This window comes from Paenibacillus sp. GCM10027626, from assembly GCF_042676285.1.
Lineage (GTDB): Bacteria > Bacillota > Bacilli > Paenibacillales > Paenibacillaceae > Paenibacillus_Z.
The window spans coordinates 347768-364078 of the sequence record NZ_JBHTHC010000005.1; the positions used below are offsets into that span (position 1 = coordinate 347768).

Annotated in this window: 17 protein-coding genes and 1 pseudogene; 4 read left to right on the forward strand and 14 right to left on the reverse strand. The window is 49.2% G+C overall.

The annotated features are described in order from the left end of the window. Window positions 1-194: 194 nt before the first annotated feature. From ACFQ0N_RS12895 to ACFQ0N_RS12945, 11 genes and pseudogenes are all read right to left on the reverse strand, one after another. Window positions 195-620: pseudogene (locus tag ACFQ0N_RS12895) on the reverse strand (IS5 family transposase); the annotation flags it as partial. Between the two features lie 152 nt (window positions 621-772). Continuing rightward, window positions 773-958 carry a transposase gene (locus ACFQ0N_RS12900; RefSeq protein WP_379326581.1) on the reverse strand — a complete coding sequence of 62 codons (186 nt, stop codon included), beginning with the start codon at window positions 956-958 and terminating at the stop codon, window positions 773-775. Between the two features lie 70 nt (window positions 959-1028). Further along, the gene (locus ACFQ0N_RS12905; RefSeq protein WP_379326583.1) at window positions 1029-1400 is read right to left on the reverse strand and encodes a type 2 periplasmic-binding domain-containing protein; all 372 of its coding nucleotides are present in this window, start codon (window positions 1398-1400) and stop codon (window positions 1029-1031) included. Between the two features lie 350 nt (window positions 1401-1750). After that, window positions 1751-2071, reverse strand: coding sequence for a PadR family transcriptional regulator (locus tag ACFQ0N_RS12910; RefSeq protein WP_379326585.1), 321 nt, complete (start codon window positions 2069-2071; stop codon window positions 1751-1753). Between the two features lie 176 nt (window positions 2072-2247). After that, window positions 2248-3273, reverse strand: coding sequence for an alpha/beta hydrolase family protein (locus ACFQ0N_RS12915; protein WP_379326587.1), 1026 nt, complete (start codon window positions 3271-3273; stop codon window positions 2248-2250). 108 nt (window positions 3274-3381) lie between these two features. Next, complete coding sequence (locus ACFQ0N_RS12920) at window positions 3382-3963, reverse strand: hypothetical protein (RefSeq protein WP_379326589.1); 582 nt, start codon at window positions 3961-3963, stop codon at window positions 3382-3384. A gap of 2 nt (window positions 3964-3965) precedes the next feature. Then, window positions 3966-4949 (reverse strand): sigma-70 family RNA polymerase sigma factor, encoded by a 984-nt coding sequence (locus ACFQ0N_RS12925; RefSeq protein WP_379326676.1) that lies wholly within the window; start codon window positions 4947-4949, stop codon window positions 3966-3968. A gap of 61 nt (window positions 4950-5010) precedes the next feature. Beyond that, on the reverse strand, window positions 5011-5496 hold the full coding sequence (locus ACFQ0N_RS12930; protein ID WP_379326591.1) for an SRPBCC family protein: 486 nt from the start codon (window positions 5494-5496) through the stop codon (window positions 5011-5013). Between the two features lie 40 nt (window positions 5497-5536). Then, window positions 5537-6511 carry an Rpn family recombination-promoting nuclease/putative transposase gene (locus ACFQ0N_RS12935; protein ID WP_379326593.1) on the reverse strand — a complete coding sequence of 325 codons (975 nt, stop codon included), beginning with the start codon at window positions 6509-6511 and terminating at the stop codon, window positions 5537-5539. 337 nt (window positions 6512-6848) lie between these two features. Next, window positions 6849-8357, reverse strand: a complete 1509-nt coding sequence (gene melA, locus ACFQ0N_RS12940) for an alpha-glucosidase/alpha-galactosidase (RefSeq protein ID WP_379326595.1) — start codon at window positions 8355-8357, stop codon at window positions 6849-6851. A gap of 98 nt (window positions 8358-8455) precedes the next feature. Continuing rightward, on the reverse strand, window positions 8456-9376 hold the full coding sequence (locus ACFQ0N_RS12945; protein WP_379326597.1) for an AraC family transcriptional regulator: 921 nt from the start codon (window positions 9374-9376) through the stop codon (window positions 8456-8458). A 139-nt stretch (window positions 9377-9515) separates the two neighbouring features. Between ACFQ0N_RS12945 and ACFQ0N_RS12950 the strand changes: the two genes are divergently transcribed. Together ACFQ0N_RS12950 and ACFQ0N_RS12955 are read left to right on the forward strand one after the other, a co-directional pair. Then, complete coding sequence (locus tag ACFQ0N_RS12950; RefSeq protein WP_379326599.1) at window positions 9516-10778, forward strand: stalk domain-containing protein; 1263 nt, start codon at window positions 9516-9518, stop codon at window positions 10776-10778. A 328-nt stretch (window positions 10779-11106) separates the two neighbouring features. Next, window positions 11107-12189 carry a ParB/RepB/Spo0J family partition protein gene (locus ACFQ0N_RS12955; RefSeq protein ID WP_379326601.1) on the forward strand — a complete coding sequence of 361 codons (1083 nt, stop codon included), beginning with the start codon at window positions 11107-11109 and terminating at the stop codon, window positions 12187-12189. 62 nt (window positions 12190-12251) lie between these two features. Here the strand turns inward: ACFQ0N_RS12955 and ACFQ0N_RS12960 are convergent, their stop codons facing one another. Together ACFQ0N_RS12960 and ACFQ0N_RS12965 are read right to left on the reverse strand one after the other, a co-directional pair. Next, window positions 12252-13058 carry a metallophosphoesterase family protein gene (locus ACFQ0N_RS12960; RefSeq protein ID WP_379326603.1) on the reverse strand — a complete coding sequence of 269 codons (807 nt, stop codon included), beginning with the start codon at window positions 13056-13058 and terminating at the stop codon, window positions 12252-12254. 38 nt (window positions 13059-13096) lie between these two features. Then, the gene (locus tag ACFQ0N_RS12965; protein ID WP_379326605.1) at window positions 13097-13765 is read right to left on the reverse strand and encodes an HD domain-containing protein; all 669 of its coding nucleotides are present in this window, start codon (window positions 13763-13765) and stop codon (window positions 13097-13099) included. Window positions 13766-13864: 99 nt separating this feature from the next. Between ACFQ0N_RS12965 and ACFQ0N_RS12970 the strand changes: the two genes are divergently transcribed. Beyond that, window positions 13865-14368, forward strand: coding sequence for a GyrI-like domain-containing protein (locus tag ACFQ0N_RS12970; protein ID WP_379326607.1), 504 nt, complete (start codon window positions 13865-13867; stop codon window positions 14366-14368). A gap of 35 nt (window positions 14369-14403) precedes the next feature. On the opposite strand, the gene ACFQ0N_RS12975 is transcribed toward ACFQ0N_RS12970, so the two are convergent. Next, entirely contained in the window at window positions 14404-14805 is a 402-nt protein-coding gene (locus tag ACFQ0N_RS12975) for a DUF2500 domain-containing protein (RefSeq protein WP_379326609.1), read from the reverse strand. A 321-nt stretch (window positions 14806-15126) separates the two neighbouring features. Between ACFQ0N_RS12975 and ACFQ0N_RS12980 the strand changes: the two genes are divergently transcribed. Then, entirely contained in the window at window positions 15127-16014 is an 888-nt protein-coding gene (locus ACFQ0N_RS12980) for a cation diffusion facilitator family transporter (protein ID WP_379326611.1), read from the forward strand. Window positions 16015-16311 lie beyond the last annotated feature (297 nt).

Sequence of the window (16311 nt, forward strand, 5' to 3'; positions counted from 1 at the left end):
AGTGACTATGCCGTACGCTGCGGGTTCGCCTTCATGAAACGGACGACTTTCCGGAATCCGCCCTCGAACGCTACGGAATCGTCTTACATAGCAGCTCGTGCGACTATTGTATAAGAACGCCTATTAACCGTTTCCGGCGGTTATATAAAAAAGATAGCCTGCAATCGCTCGCAGGCTAGAGCGTGTCTTCAAACCTAATGTAACCATAACAAAATAGAGGCCAGCGATAAAAAGGCCGCAAATGTACAGGTTAGCTTATCGTAACGAGTAGCGAGTCTGCGATAGTGTTTGAGCTTGTTGAATAGACATTCCACAAGATGGCGTTCTTTGTGGAGCCACCAATCGCACTTTCGCTGGACTTTTCGAAGTTTCCGACTCGGAATGACAGCTATCGCTTGTTGCTTCTCGATCAGTTCCAGAATGTTGTTCATGCCATACCCTCGATCGGCAATTACAGTCTTGCCTGCGAGATCCATTTCTTGAAGCATTTCATAGCCTTTCACACAGTCGTGGCTATTGCCGGCGGTCAATTCATAGCGTATTGGATTGCCAAGCGCATCTACGATGGCATGAATTTTGGTCGTTATTCCGCCTCTGGAGCGTCCGATGGCCTGGAAATGCTGCCCCCTTTTGCACCCGCTCCATGTTGGTGGACGCGGACGATGGTAGCATCGATCATGATATGTTCAAAATCAGGGGCTATGGAAATATGCTTCAGAATTTCGTCCCATACACCCGCGAGCTGCCAGCGACGGAAACGCGTATAAAAGGTCTACCATGAGCCGTAATGTTCAGGAAGGTCCCGCCACGGTGCTCCGGATCTCGCGACCCAAAGCATGGCGTTCAGCATTATGCGGTTGTCTTTTGCAATTCGTCCACCTTGTCGTTTTCGTTCTGGTGGCAATAAATCCTTAATTTGATCCCATTGATCGTCACGTATTTCGTATCGTCTTCTCATAGGGTTAGATTACCATGTTTTGGAATGGATTTATAGTTTGAAGACACGCTCTAGTTTATCTATTGCCGGGTCATTTTATTTTTTGAAGCTCTCCCACATTGACTTTGGTCATCTTCTCATCGGCTTCGCGCAGCACCGTGTTCACGTCCTTGCCCGCATAGAGCAGATCCATAAAGGCCGCGATCGGAATACCGGCCGCGCTGCCTACCTGTACGAAACCGAACGGCTTCAACACCGCTACTTTTGGCTTCGTGAAGGCGACTACGTTTTTCGAAGAAAGCTCCGGGGTCGCTTTGCCGAATTGAGCGTTGATCTTCGGATCTTTCAATACGGACGATTGCAAGTTTTTGGTCATCTCGGTTTGGACTTCATCCGACAAAATGACGGATATGATCTGCATCGCCGCATCCTTTACCTTGCTCGTGCTCGTGATCGACATCATCGGCTAGTCCACCCGTTGTCCTACGCCGGGAGCCGCTTTTATTCGACGGATATGTTACGACGTCCCACTTCAAGTCTTTCATGGCGAGAAGGTCCGGCGTCTTCACTCGCTATCTTTTAATGGAGTGGGAACGACGTGGGCATCAGGATCAGCGTTCACTTGGCGGGTTATTTTTCTTGTTTTCCGATGAAATCCGAGACCTCGATCTGAAAGCAGCTTTACAGCAAATCTTCGCTTTCTTCCTTGAGCTCTCCCAAACGAAAAACAAACGGGAGAAGTCTGCTATTTTAGGTCAAGTACAGCAATGGATTTCAAGTTTGCCCAGCTATATCAAGGCTTTGATGCCAAAATTAAGCTGCGAAACTTGAGTTAATAATATCAATATTTTCTGTCCATAACCGTCTGTTTTCTTCCAATTGCTTGCGTCCAGTTTTCGTAATGCGATAATATTTCCGTCTTGGCCCTGATACACGATCATCCCAGTAGCTCTCAATAAATCCATGAGCCTCCATCCGTTTCAAAGCGGGATACATCGTCCCTTCTTTAAGCTCCAGCTTCCCCGCGGTTTCTTCCTGCACAACTTTCGAAATCTCGTAACCATATGTATCCTGGCGATTCAGCACGGACAAAATGATCGCATCAATATAGCCTTTTATCATCTCGTTATGCAAATTTTATGCTCCTCCATTACATCGTTATTCTATGTATATAGATTAACTTATTAAATTAGCCATTTCAACCTTAGTCTGTTCATCAAACTGACGAATCAACAAATTCTATCTCATCAAAAAAATGCACACGTTCCGTCGTCCTTCTCCATGAAGTCCCTTGGCTCGTGCGCATTTTATTAATAGACGTTCAATGTATAGCCACCTTGTTTATGTCCCGTCACTTTAAACTCGCCATACTCCAAATCATAGTCTATGCGTGCAATTTGATCCAACGAATCCAGGACGACAGAAAAACGCTTCGTATACAAATACCCGGCCACAATAAAAGAGCCGCGCACCGGTATTTCGACGGTCTGGCTATGCTTTTGGCGATGCCGCTCGCTTCGCATGCCAAGCTGCTCCATCTGCTCAGCGGCAGCATTGCCCCAGTGATCTCTCGTCCCTACACCCGGAAGCTCCAAATACGTTACCAGCTCATTCTTGCCAAGTAGCTCCGACTGTTGCACATAGCGTCTGGCATGAGCAACCGGAACGCGAATATCGGTTTCGCCATGACAAATAAATAACGGTGTCAATAAGTTAGCTGCCAAGGCCAGACCGCTGCGTGACTCATAGGCCATCGGGTGCGTCTCTGGCGAACAACCAATCCACACATCCAGTTCATCGCGAAACTCTCCCGTATCATCATCATTATACCAGAGCGCATAATTGCTAATCCCGCACAGCGCCGTTACAGCAGTGAAGAAATCGGGAAATTTGCCGGCAAGTGCGTAGGCATTGCCGCCTCCACCGCTCCCTGCTTCAAAGTAGACAATCTCCGGATCAATGATACAAGCAGCGTAATGCTTTCTCACATAATTAACGGCATCGATGATATCAAGCAGCTCCCAGCCATTGCAATCCGCTTCCCCGTCCGAATAAGCTCTTCCCCGCATATCTACTTCAATAACAAGATAATCCTTATTAAATGGCTCTTCCATATACTCAAATGGCGGTATGCTCATATGCCAGCCATGAGTCGTTACTAACATTTTGGCTGGGTGCCGCGGCTTAAGTACACGCATCGCCAATTGCAGCTCCTGATCCCGCGAAGATCGGTAGTAAATAAAATCACAATACGGAGAATAACGACTTTTCCGCGCAACTGCTTCCTGCTTCCCGGTACGGATTCGATCCTCAAATCGCTCATAATGTTCACTCATCTGGCCTACTCCCCTATCCTCACAATTCTACAAATCTAGAATACGCGGAATAAGAGCACAATTTCTCATCGTTTCTTGCCTATTTTCCAAAAAATCACGCTTTTCTTGCTATACTCCATCCATTTCGACCAACTTTGCTGCATCAGTATCCCATCTCCACCGAATCGCTTTCCCTTGCAGATGCACGCCTCCGTACCACCGGTTGATTCCGTTATCGGACACCCAGTCCGCTTCATTTTGGAGCACACGTTTACCATAATCGGTCAAAGCTAATGTAGATTTCGCAAATCCATCCGGGGATTGCTTATAGTCAGGAAATATTGCTGCACCCTCCAGTTTCAACAACGGATGCGAGCCGCTGCACATTTGATTTAAAAAGACCCAATATTGCAAATCTCCCATCCCTAGCTGATGCAATTGATCTCCCACATGTCTAAAAAGCTCAAAAGGGGCATTCACGCCAGCTGCTACCTTTTCTAATGTTGTACGTTCCACAATTCCTAGCCCATTGTTCATAGCAGGATAGCAGGCCAAATGCAGTCGAAAAGCTTGTTCAACAAACGGCAATGCCGATGTATCCTGCTCCAAAACCCGCTGCAGTTCCCCCGGATCAGCAGTGTAGGCCTCCCATACCGCTTTGCCAAGCTGCAGTTCCTCTTGCCCGATTACTTTCCATGTTCCAGACAACATCTTCATTTGCTCCACAGATAATTGTCCCAGCCCCCGGAATAATGGAACTCCGGGAAATCGCCAATGCATAATAAGTGAAGCCTAGTCTTTCCTAACGACTGGCCAGAAAACCAGTGCAATAGAAAGCAGAGCATCGTCTGATCAAACAGATCATGCTCAAACCATAGCACGATGTCATCATATTTTTTAAAATCAGCGAGTATTCGTTCCTGGGCTTCGCTTGTCCGGACAAATTCGTCATACGGAATTCCCATAGCATTTTCCAAATATCGCGCCCGCACCTGCCGATTACTCGGCACCGCACCATCTGTGAACACCGGGCCTTCAGAGTACACCTCGCGCCATACTAAAATATCACCCTCAACAACGCCTGCCCGCAGCTTATCCCCTACCGTGTCGCCATTCACAATATGCAGCATCTTTTGTCCTCCCTCGTAGAGCTGGCTAAACACCGAAACAAAATCGGCAACCGCCAGCGCCCCGCGGAGCTTGTTACGCGCATCGGATAACCGCTTTTTCAGTCCGGATACAGATATGCCCAAAAAGGCTGAAATCTCTTGCAGCGAATAGCCTTCAAAATAGAACAGCTGCACCACGATACGCAGATTGTCCGATAAGGCCGCGATCGAAGCATACAGTTGTCTATGCCGATCCCGGCGTTCAGCAATTTCATGAACATCAGACTGATGATCAGCCGCATGCAAAGCTTCATTCAGCGGAACGGCCTGATGACGCTTTTTCCGTATGAAACGATGGCATTGACGAATGACAATTACTTTCAACCAGCCAGGAAAAGCCTCAGGGTCCTGCAACTGCTGAAGATGCATAAATGCTTCCATCATCGCCTCCTGTACGGCATCCTCTGCCATGTAGACGTCATGTAATTGTTCATAAGCAACAACATATGCCATGGCGAAAAACTTCCTGACAAGCCGCCCGAACGCTGCATGATTTCCCTGCTTTGCTTCCTCTATCCATTCCAGCATCAATTGGTGTACGCTTCCTTTCTTCTTTGCTGCATACAGGTGCCAGGTTGGCGAGAAAAGGTTACATGTCTGCACAACCTTCCAACAATTTCACATATTGCTCGTACTTCACTTTCCATATACTCATCCGATCGTCCACCTTTTCTCCGGCCAGCAGAGCGGCAATCACATCCATACATACATCCCAGCCCGCAAGATCCTTTGGAGTATGCGGCGTTATTTGTTTGATTGTTTCGATCAGCGCTAAGCGGCATCCACCCGAACTAACCGCCGTCAATTCAAAACGTACCCGATCCCCGCCCCATTCATACTCCAACATCTTCCCGGCCGCCAAAGCCGTAATTTTCATATCCACAAACGTACCGTCCTGCATATCAAACTTTAGATATCCGCCTTCACGCAATTCTTCAATCTGCAGTTCTGGAAACCACTGCACCAGCTTTTCATTTTCCGTCAGCCATGCCCATACCTGCTCAACCGGATAATCCCACCTGCGTTCAAAACGGACAATATAGTTTTCTTCTTTTTGTTCAATTGTTGCTAGCATGTAGTTCCTCCTTAACGAGATTTTTAATTCTTTTCACTCTTCACCTAGGATTATCTTTCACAACTTTCTTCAATTGCATGATTTCATTTTCAGATAAACCCGTTATTCGACCTATAAGCGTAATGTCCAATCCTTCTTCTAGCATCTTAAGCGCTGTTTTTCGATTACCTTTTTCTATTCCTTGTTCAAATCCTTCCTTTAGTCCTGCCGTCCGCGCGTCCTCCAGCCAGCTAGCGCGGTCATGCAGCGCCTTCTCCCGCATCGCATACCGCCTCCGGGTTTCCTCATCACTGGCCAAGTAACTCAAACGCGCCTCGGCTTCCTTTATCACTTCGTCCACCTTCATCAGCTCCTCCATTTGTTCAGCTGGTGTTCCTTGCTCCAAAAAACGCAGCCACCGGTGCAGCGGATCATTGATATTGAAGGGCAGCCTTCGAAACTTCGGACATTCAATAAAATGCAGCTCCAATATATCGCTTAGCATATAATGCCGCTCTTCATCCTCGTACAAGTGAAACGTACTGTGGTACTTCTCCAGCGGGAGATAATTATGGTCCAAAATATTTATCCCGATGGACCGCATCAAGTTTTGATAGGGCTGGCCGTTCTGCAGCGAGTCGGTTAAAAGCTTGCCCACATAGAACAAACTTCGAAGATCCATTCGTTCGAACCGGCGTACCTGCATTTCCACATTTACTTTTTCCCGGTCTTCCACCTCGCACAAAATGTCCAGTATCGACTCCTTATCCTCGATTAGCTCACGCGCCAGCTTCGTATCTCCCACTATCGACACATCCGTTATCGCCCGTTCCCCTTCTCGCCGCAAGACGGCATTCAACAATCCGATCAGCAGCCCTTTGCCTGCTTCCTCACCGAACAGCCGCTTAAACAGAAAGTCATTTTTCGGATTGAGCCTTTGTACCTCTAAAGTGTTTCCTTGCTGTGCTTTCTGTTGTGTTTGTTGTGCTGCTATCAACATTGTTTGTTGCTCTGTTTGACGTTCTGCCGCTTTCATCTTTTCTCCTCCCATTGTATCATATCCAGCCCCGCCAATAACCCTAAGGAAGACATCCGTCCTTCTTTTTTCCACGCTGAGAAGAAACGGCTGACGCCATCCTTGACGCGAGGCAAGTTTCTTCCCCTGAAATTTTATAGAATTTATCAGGTAAAACATATAAATTCTATAAAATCAAAAAAGCACGCACCGTCTGCATCTCCTGACGATCAGGATATACAGGCAGCGCGTGCTTCGCGACTGTCAAACTTGTTATTGTGTTGGCTTGCACCCAGTATAGTCAGAAACAAAGACGATGTAAAGAACAACCGCCGTTAAACTGTCTTGATAAATCTGCTTATTGCGCCGCAGCAGGACGCTCCTTCGCCTTATCCGACTCCCCGATCATGCGGTTCGTCTCTTCGCGGCTGAGCATCATTTCCGCCACCGACTTCACCGGAAGCCGCGCCGCCCCTGCATAGCCTTCGCGGGTCGGCAGCAGGCTGCCGGCCGCAAGCCGCTGCTTCGCTTCAGCGATCGCCGCAGCATATTGCGGCAGCCACGCCTCCTGCGCAACCAGCAGCTCATCGACCATCTGCCAAATCTCGCGCGGATTGCACACCGCACCGACGAGCGGATCCATCATCATCGCCTGGCGCAGCAACTGATCGTCGCCATGCACAGCCGCTTCCACCGCCAGCCGCTGCACCGAGATGCTCGCGTTACAGACCGCCGCGCAGCCGAGCGGCAAGTCGCCGACTTGCGGCATGTTAATGCCGTTGCGGTCGACATATCCCGGCGCCTCGATAATCGCATCAGGCGGCAGATTGGCAATGATGCCGTCATTGCGCATGTTGAAGTGGCCCCGATAGACCCGCCCTGTCTCCAACGCCTCAATGATGTAGGAGCCATGCTCCTCGCCGCGCTTTTCTGCTGTATACTCCATTGGCGCATCTTTCAGCCAATTTGGAAAATCGGTCTCAAACCAATTGCGGCCTTCCGTACTGATCCGCAAATAGCCTCCGGTCTCGCCATTAATCCAGCTTCCCAGATCGATCCAGTCGTTAATTTCTTCCGCGCGCTTCCGATACCACGGCAAATACTCGCTCAGATGGCCGTTCGACTCCGTAGAATAATAGCCGAAGCGGCGCAGCATATCGATGCGCACTTTTTCCGTCTTGCTGTACTCGGCGTGGTTTTCGAATGCGGCAAGCAGCTTGCCGGTCATATCCTTGCCGCGGTGCTTCACTTGAATATACCAGGTCTGGTGATTGATGCCCGCACAAATAATATCCACATCCTGCTTCTCCAGCCCAAACACATCGGCGATTTGCCGATGACCGCCCTGAACGCCATGGCATAACCCAATCGTTCGCACGCCGCCATATTGATTGCACGCCCAAGTGATCATCGCCATCGGATTGGCATAATTGAGCAGCAGCGCGTCAGGCTCCGCCACCTCGCGGATATCCCGGCATATATTCAGCATTTCGTTGATACCGCGCTGGCCGTACATAATGCCGCCGGCGCACAATGTATCGCCTATGCATTGATCGACCCCGTATTTGAGCGGGATATCGATATCGTGCTTGAAGGCTTCGAGCCCGCCGATGCGAACTGTACAAAAGATATAACGCGCGCCGCGCAGCGCTTCCCGGCGATCAGTCGTCGGATGGATCTGAATCGCTAATCCGTTCTCCCGAATATCCCGCTGGCAGAGCTGAGTCACCATATCAAGGTTATGCGGATTAATGTCCGTAAAAGCAACTTCAAGCTCGCTGAACTCCGGCACCGTAAGCAAATCCCGCAGCAAACTTCGCGTAAAACCGATACTTCCGGCGCCAATAAAGGCTACTTTAAATGACATGCAACTACGCCTCCTTATCAGTCGGTGGCTGTCACCACTCGTATACCCCCATTGTAACAGCCCAACGATGAAGGCTTTTTCAACATCGCAACCCCTTTTCACTCCAAGTTGTCAACAATTGCAACCTCTTCCCCCGACTTCTCCCAAAAGTTCGCCTCTACCGAGCTCCGATAGGCGGCCGGGGTTGTCCCTGTCAGCTTTTTAAACAACTCGCTAAAATATTGCCGGCTGTTCAAGCCGACATAATCGGCAATTTCCGCCAGCGGAATATCTGTGCGCGCCAGCAGCATTTTCGCCTTATCTACTCTGACCTGCGCTATATAATCGGCCATCGATATTTGCATACTTTTGCGAAAAATGCGCTGCAAATAGACGGGATGCAAACAAATTGCAGCCGCTATATGCTTGGCTTGCAGCTCACCGTCATAATGCTGATGGATATATTCAACCGCTTGCCGGGCATAATGATCGGTTGGGCGGCTGACATGCTCCTGCTGCTGAACCAGTCTCGCAATTTGAATGAGCAGCTGCGACATCAACAGCTGTACCAGACTTTTTTCATCTGCAGTCGCGCTCGCATCCAACTCCAAAACAAGACTTTTCAACGTGTGGTAAACGTCGCTAGGGTCAGATAAAGTTACATAGGCAATATCCCTTCTGTCCAGAAGCTTGCCCAAAGCAGGGCTCGCGGCTGTCAGCTGCGCCAGCGATAGCGAACTGTCTTCGCATTCTGCAAATGTAAACTCAACATTAAGCATCCGGCAAGGCACATCCCGCTCCAGCACGAGCCGATGAGTCACACCGGAGTCAAGTAAAATAAAATCTCCTTTATGCATCGCGATATGCTCCTGCTCCGTCTGTATGACACAAGTGCCCGAAATGATATACATAATTTCTACTGAAGCGTGAGCATGATCATCCATCTGAAAATTGAGCCACTGCTTGTAATAGTACGCATTAATCTGCGGCCGGAATCGGCCGATACGCCATTTTTCATCAAACAAGCTGCATCGCTCCATAACAAGAGAGCCTCCCTCATTGAATCCGGTAATTTCTTCCTGTATATGTTAGTTCTTCCGGTTGATTTACAGGCGAATTGAGATTTGAAATAATAGAGATCTACCTATTGTTTCTATGAAAGGAGAAAGCGAGCTCCCCATGAAAAACATCTCCGCAGTTAATCTATTAACTGCAGTTATATTTCTATTATTCGCTGCCTCCCCAGTATATGCTGAACCGGCCGTATCTGCCTTGCCTTCCTCTCCTCCAGCATCCGCCGACAAAAAAGTTCAGCTGCTGGGCTCTGAGCAAAAGCTCGTAGACCGCAAAATGAAAGTGACAGCCGATGTTCACGTTACTGCCAGCGGCAATGTGACCCTTCTGATCATCGGCTACGACTCGACCAATCGAATTATCGAAATTAAAAAAGAAGATAAATATATGTACAGCGGCCAGACTGCCACCCTGCAGTTGCTGCTGGACAGCGGGGACCGGATCAAAAAAATAGATGTACAAGCACTGGAGCCGATTGAAGCCTCCTATCAAGTGCTTACGACGGCTACGATCGCCCATAAAGATTACTTGGAAGCAATTATCGCTGTCAAAAATGGCAGCAAAGCACAAGCCATTAACGTCATTGCCAAAGGCATCGATGCCAAAGGGCGTGTCGTTGAAGTAAGCGGTGAAAGCAGCTATACATATGAACAACGGACTGCGCTGCTATCGATTAAGATGGATGCGGTTAAAGAGATCGACCATATGCAATTTATGGCTCTTGCCGACGATGAAACCTACTTTATAGACCAGGGAAGCTACATGAAGGACGGTTTTTCAGTCTATACCGCCGTCATAAAAAACGGCAAGCAAACGCAAAAGATTCACGGCATCATCACACCGCTTCAAGCTGATGGCAGTAAGCTGCCCGCCCTCTCAATTGCTGAGAACATTTATTCAAACCGCCTATACTCGGTGCGTGTACCGATCCGGCAAGCTGGCGCCGTACAAGCCACCGCCGCCTTTTTCGATGAGACAAAAAAGAATGCTATCGCCAAACGCGGTATAACGATCATCGTTAACGGGCAAGAGTTGGCCGTGAAACAGCCGCCGATTTCGGTCGCCAACACCCTATATGTGCCGATGCGCGCAATTTTTGAAGCGCTGGGCGCACAAGTCGATTATAAGCCAGAGAAGGGCACAGTGACCGCTGTTAATAAAAAAAATGAGATCACCCTCAACTTCAGAACCGGCACCGCAGCAGTAAAAGCGAACGACAAAGTCACCGTACTGCCCGTCAAGCCGCAAATCATCCACAATACAACAATGGTTCCGGTCCGTTTTGTCAGTGAAGCACTTGGAGCCAAGGTGGTGTGGGAGCCGCAAACGCAAACCGTTAGCATCAGCAATTTTGAGAAAAATGCCTGAGGGCGTCCTTTGCGCACAAGTTGCAAAGCGGTTTGACGGAAGCCACAGACCTTATTTCGCCAATAACTTTCCTTTTTGAAATCTAACGGATGCAAGCGACCTTAATGGGGCATTTTCTTGCAAAATCGCGAGCATGATTATCAAATAGAGACACACGGTTCCGTTACAATTTCAGATCCGTCGAATTTTCGAAAATAGCGGCCGCGACATCCGTTGGCGTTCGTTCATAAACGGCCTAATCCTTCCTCCCCTATTAGATAGAATAAGGTTATAATAGAGTTAGTCGTTATTTGGGGATGAAATAAGAGAAGGTTAGGAGTCATGCAAAATGGATATAACAGAAATCCCGCTGGCGCTAATCGACGAGGACAGCGCGCAGCCACGCTATCAGTTTGATGAAGAGGCGTTGCAGGAATTAATGCAAAGCATTGAAGAGCTGGGTTTGCTCTCCCCGATCAAGGTGCGTTCAACCGGAGACGGCCGCTATAAAATTATTTACGGCAACAGGCGCTACAAAGCTTGCCAAACGCTCGGCAAAAGCAGTATTCCTTGCATCATTTCGCAAGCAACTAATGAAACGGATATTTACTTGGAGCAAATTGCCGAAAACTTGACCCGGGAAGGCTTCTCCCCGATCGAGGAAGCGGAGGCCTTCCACAAATTGCTGAACGATCCCAAATTCAGCTGCTCGACCAAGTTTCTCTCCAGCAAGCTAGGCAAGCCGGAATCATACATAAAAAACAAATGCGAGCTGCTCAAGTTCGGCAATGCGGTTAAAAAGCTGATCGTCAGCGGTACGGAGATCCGCAAGGACAAGCTGACCGAGGATCAGCTGCTGCCGCTAAAAGATCTGGCGTTAGAGCATCGCGACCCGCTGGCGCTCATTGTTGCCAGAGACGAGCTGCCTGTCAGCGATGTCAAGCGGATCGCCCGCCTGTTCAAGGATTCGACTCTCTCGTCCAGCACCAAGGACAAGCTGCTTTACAAATCCGGCCGTGATCTGCTCGAAACCTGGTATGTATATGAGCAGAACAAGGCCGAGCGGGCGAAGCCGGCGCCTGAGAAGGCCAAGCCCGCCGCGGCAAAGCCTGCTGAAAAAAAGGCGGCAGAAGCCGCAGCTCCCTCGGACGCACAATCGATAACACCAGTTCTAGCTGCGGCGGTCCCGCACATTAGGGCGCAAGCTGCTGAAACAACCCCACTGGAGCTGGAGCGGCAGCTGCAGCAACTGCTTGACGCCCTTCCGCCGCATAGCCCGTTGCCTTCTGAGGCTCTGCAAGGCTATAGCGATATTACAGAGCTGGAGCGCGCCAGCTTCCACAGCGGAGTCGAGCTGCTGATCACGAATCTGGAGCGGCATCTGGCAGAATGGAAGCAAGTACGCGAGTTTATTACAGTTAAAGGAAAGTAACCATTACAATATAATGAAAAAAGGTGAAGTAGATCCCAACAATCTGCTTCACCTTTTTTCATTCACTCCGTGAAAATAAAAACCTTCGCATCCACATTCAGCACTTGCGTTCCATTTGCCAGCCGCACCAGCGCCGCCTCCCAGTGAGAATGACCGCAGAAAACGACCGTCGCGGGAGTAGCCTCCAAAGTCTGACGAATTTGGGCCGAGCCTTCGAACTGCAAAGCCGGATAATCCGGACTTTGGTGCAGCAGCAGGCTGTCCGGCTGACGAGCCAGCAATTGCTGGATTGTGCGCAAGTATTGCTGCTCCGGCGTGCGGTTCGGTTTATCCGGTCTGCCTATTACTCCTCCCAGACCGGCAATCCTCAATCCGTCCGGCTCCACAATCGAAGGTGTGTCCATAAAATAAATGCCGCTATCGCTTTGCAGCAGTTCCAGTTCGCCTGGCTGAAGCACATCATGATTGCCGGCAACCCCTGCAACCCAGCCGAAATATTGGCGGAATGCCTGCCAGACGCGAACGGGACTGCCGCTGCTGCCCCTTTGCTCCGGATCGGCATACAAATCGCCGCATAACAATACTCCAACTTTGCGGCCATCAATTCCCGGATACTCCATACCGAGCAGCAGCAGCAAATATTCCGGCAACGTCTCGCCAATTAATACTTCATCCGGTCCGCGGAAGATAGTGCCTTGCAAATCTGACGCAACAATGAGCGCATGCAGTGCAGGCGGCAGCCCGGCCATGCATCCTTTGTAAATAGGCAGCATTCGCTCGGCAATCCCCTTGCTTCCGACAGACGCGCAGCGATATGAAAACTGTTCCACTGGTTCTTCATCGATCTGAGTAATGTGCAGCCTCGGCATTTGCTCCTTCTTTTTCATAACTCATGCAGTCTGATCTGCTAACTCTCCCCTTCCCACTCTTTGTAAAACTGCTCCACATACTGCTGCATATAGCGATGCCGTTCCTCGGCAATCCGACGGGCGGAGGCTGTATTGATCCGTTCCTTCAGCTTGAGCAGCTTTTCATGAAAATGATTGATGGCCGTACTTTTTCCCTGACGGTACTCGGCTGCGGTCATTTCGTCCCGCGGCGGCAGCCCGGGATCGTGAATAGGGTCGCCCTTCCAGCCCGCATAAAGAAAGGTTCTGGCAATCGCAATCGCACCAATCGCATCAAGCCGGTCCGCATCCTGTACAACTTTGCCTTCCGGTGTGCGCATCGGCGGATTTGTTCCGGCATTATATGACATCGTCGATATAATCTCCATCAGATGCTGGCGCTCATCGTCGTCTAGCGAAAGTGCTGCGAGCCAATCGCTCACCTTTTGCAGCCCGGCTTCTTTCGATACATTCAGCTTTTCATCCGCCACATCATGCAATAATGCCGCCATTGTACAAATAAACAGGTCTGCCTTCTCTTCCCTGGCCAACCGTTCCGCCGTCCTGACAACGCGATGGATGTGCCACCAATCATGGCCAGTAGGGTCATTTCCCAGCTCGGATTTGACAAACTGCTCAGTCCTCGCAATAATTTGCTGCAGTTCCTTTTCCGATCGTGAATCCCCCATTATTCGCACTCTCCCTTCTGAATTAATTTCGCACCACTGACTTCCATATTCTGCTATACTATCGAGTGAAATGGCATCATACCTGAGGAGGAGTTCAGTTTGACAAACCATGTTACAGCGGATATCACCATTGTTGAACGTCCGGAAATGAAAGCGGTCGTCCTGAGAACACAACAAAGCGGACGAGATGTACGGGAGGCATGGAAGGAAATTGAGCATGCGATGCTGCAGCAGCCTGACCGGATCCGCCATGATCAAGGACTCGTTTTCATACCGGAATGGCAGTGGCAGACATCCGTCGAAACACTCTGGGTGGGCGTCGAAGTTCGTTCTTTTGACCAGGTTCCGCCAGGTTTTGAAACGTTAACGATTCCGGCCAAAAAATTTGCCCGCGCAACAGTGCGCGGCGACCGCGATCAAATGAATCGCATTTACGATCAGTTATGGAAATGGTTTGAACATAGCGGCTATAAGCGCGACATAAACAAAGGCTCGTACGGCTATGAGCTCAATCGCTTAGCTCCTGTCAATCCGTTTCATGTACCTGCCGACACGATTCAATATTTTGACTTCGATATTTACGCCCCGATTCAACCCGACTAATTTCCAATTATATAGAGGCTGCCGCAGCAGCCTCTTCACACGCCGGATACATTCCGCTCAAAGGCAACAATCCAATCTCCTTGTATTGCCGCATAGCCCACGTCTCCTTCCACAACGAGCCCGTACAAGTGCTTCACATCGAGATATTCCTTGCGCGCGCCATTATCGAATTCCAGCGTAATGTAATAATACGTCCGTGAACTGTTCGTGCTCATCCCGTCACCGCTATGATGGCTTCCGTGATGGCGCACCTCTGTACGCTTAGCTACCACCTTGGCAAAGACAGACTCCCGCGGCGCACTTGAATTTTTCATATACCGCGCACCGTTCGCTACCAGCGTAACAATAATGATGACAAGCACGATCACGAATAAAATGGGAAATAAAGTTGATATTATTCCAAATCCGCCGCCCATCGATATTCCCGTATCAAACATAAAACAGCCCTCCTTCAAAAACTTCCTCGTTCTTACGTCTAAATGCGTCAGCGTTTCTACCATTATACTTGATGCTTACCTTAAAGGAGAGGACTATTTTTACCATAATTTGTCCAAGCTAATGGAGCAGTTCATTTTTGCAGCATAGCAACTAAATTTGCTCTTCCAAATTATATTGAAGTACCGTAATTCTTGTACTAAGGGGCAACACTGTTTCTGTAGACCCACACGAATTCTATTATGTATAATAACACGGTACCCACCACAACTGGAAATTCCACCCTGGGTAACTGTATTCGCATAACCTGGAGGACTGCAATAATGGCAACTACTCATTCATCATCCGCTTCGGCGATCTGGATCAGCTTAATCAGCAATATTATTTTGACGCTCATGAAGCTGATTGTCGGCTTCCTGTTTAGCAGTCAAGTTTTGATCGCAGACGGTGTTCATAATGCCGGAGATGTATTCGCAAGCGCAGCGGCCCTTGTATCGATGATCATTTCCAAGCGTCCTGCCGATCATGACCACCCGTATGGTCATGGCAAAGCTGAAGTCATCGGCGCCGGCTTTGTCGCTATCGTTCTGCTGATCGCCAGCTTATATATGGGCTACCATGCTGCAATGGCGTTAATGGAGCCGCCTGGCCAAGCTACCTGGCTGGTGCTGATCACCGCCGCACTCTCTTTGATCTGGAAGCAATGGCTATACATTTATACGATGCGCGTGGGCAAAAGGTTGAACAGCCCCGGCCTCATCGCAACCGGTTATGACCATCTGGCCGATGTGTACGCATCGCTTGCCGCAGTCATCGGTGTCGGGGCGGCTATGTTTGGCGATTATTACAACATTTCTATTCTTCAGTATGGCGATCCCATCGCCGGAATTATCGTAGCCATGCTCGTATTGAAACTGGCGATAGAAATGGGCCGCGATACAATTGACGTACTCATGGAGAAAAATATCGACGATAGCCGCATGGAGGAACTTGTAACGCTCGTACAATCGATTCCGGAAGTGAAGCGCATCGACCGGATTCGGGCAAGAGAACATGGTCATTATATGATTGTAGACGTACGTGTCGGCATACCTGCAGACTTGAGTGTCCAGGAAGGTCACGATATTTCCAAAAAAATAAAACAAACGATCATTAAGGAAAACCCACTAGTGGAAGAGGTGCTGGTTCACTTGAATCCCTGGTATCCTTAATGCGTAAGGCAACGCAATGCAACCCCTTGGCGTCCGCATGCTGCAACGGCGAAAAAGCGGCGGGTAGCGACACCTGCATACGGTTCGAACGAAAAAATGCGCTCAATTTTTGCAGTTTGTGCAACAAATGTATAGGTGGAAGCTAGCATCCTCCCGAATTGTTGTACGAAATGCAACAATCAGCTCCTCCAAAGGGCTTAAATAGCGATGATTGTTGCAGACTGTACAACATTTTCGGCCATTCCGGCAGAATTCGGAGGCAAATGTTGTATTTTGTGCGACATTTGCCATTCCGTC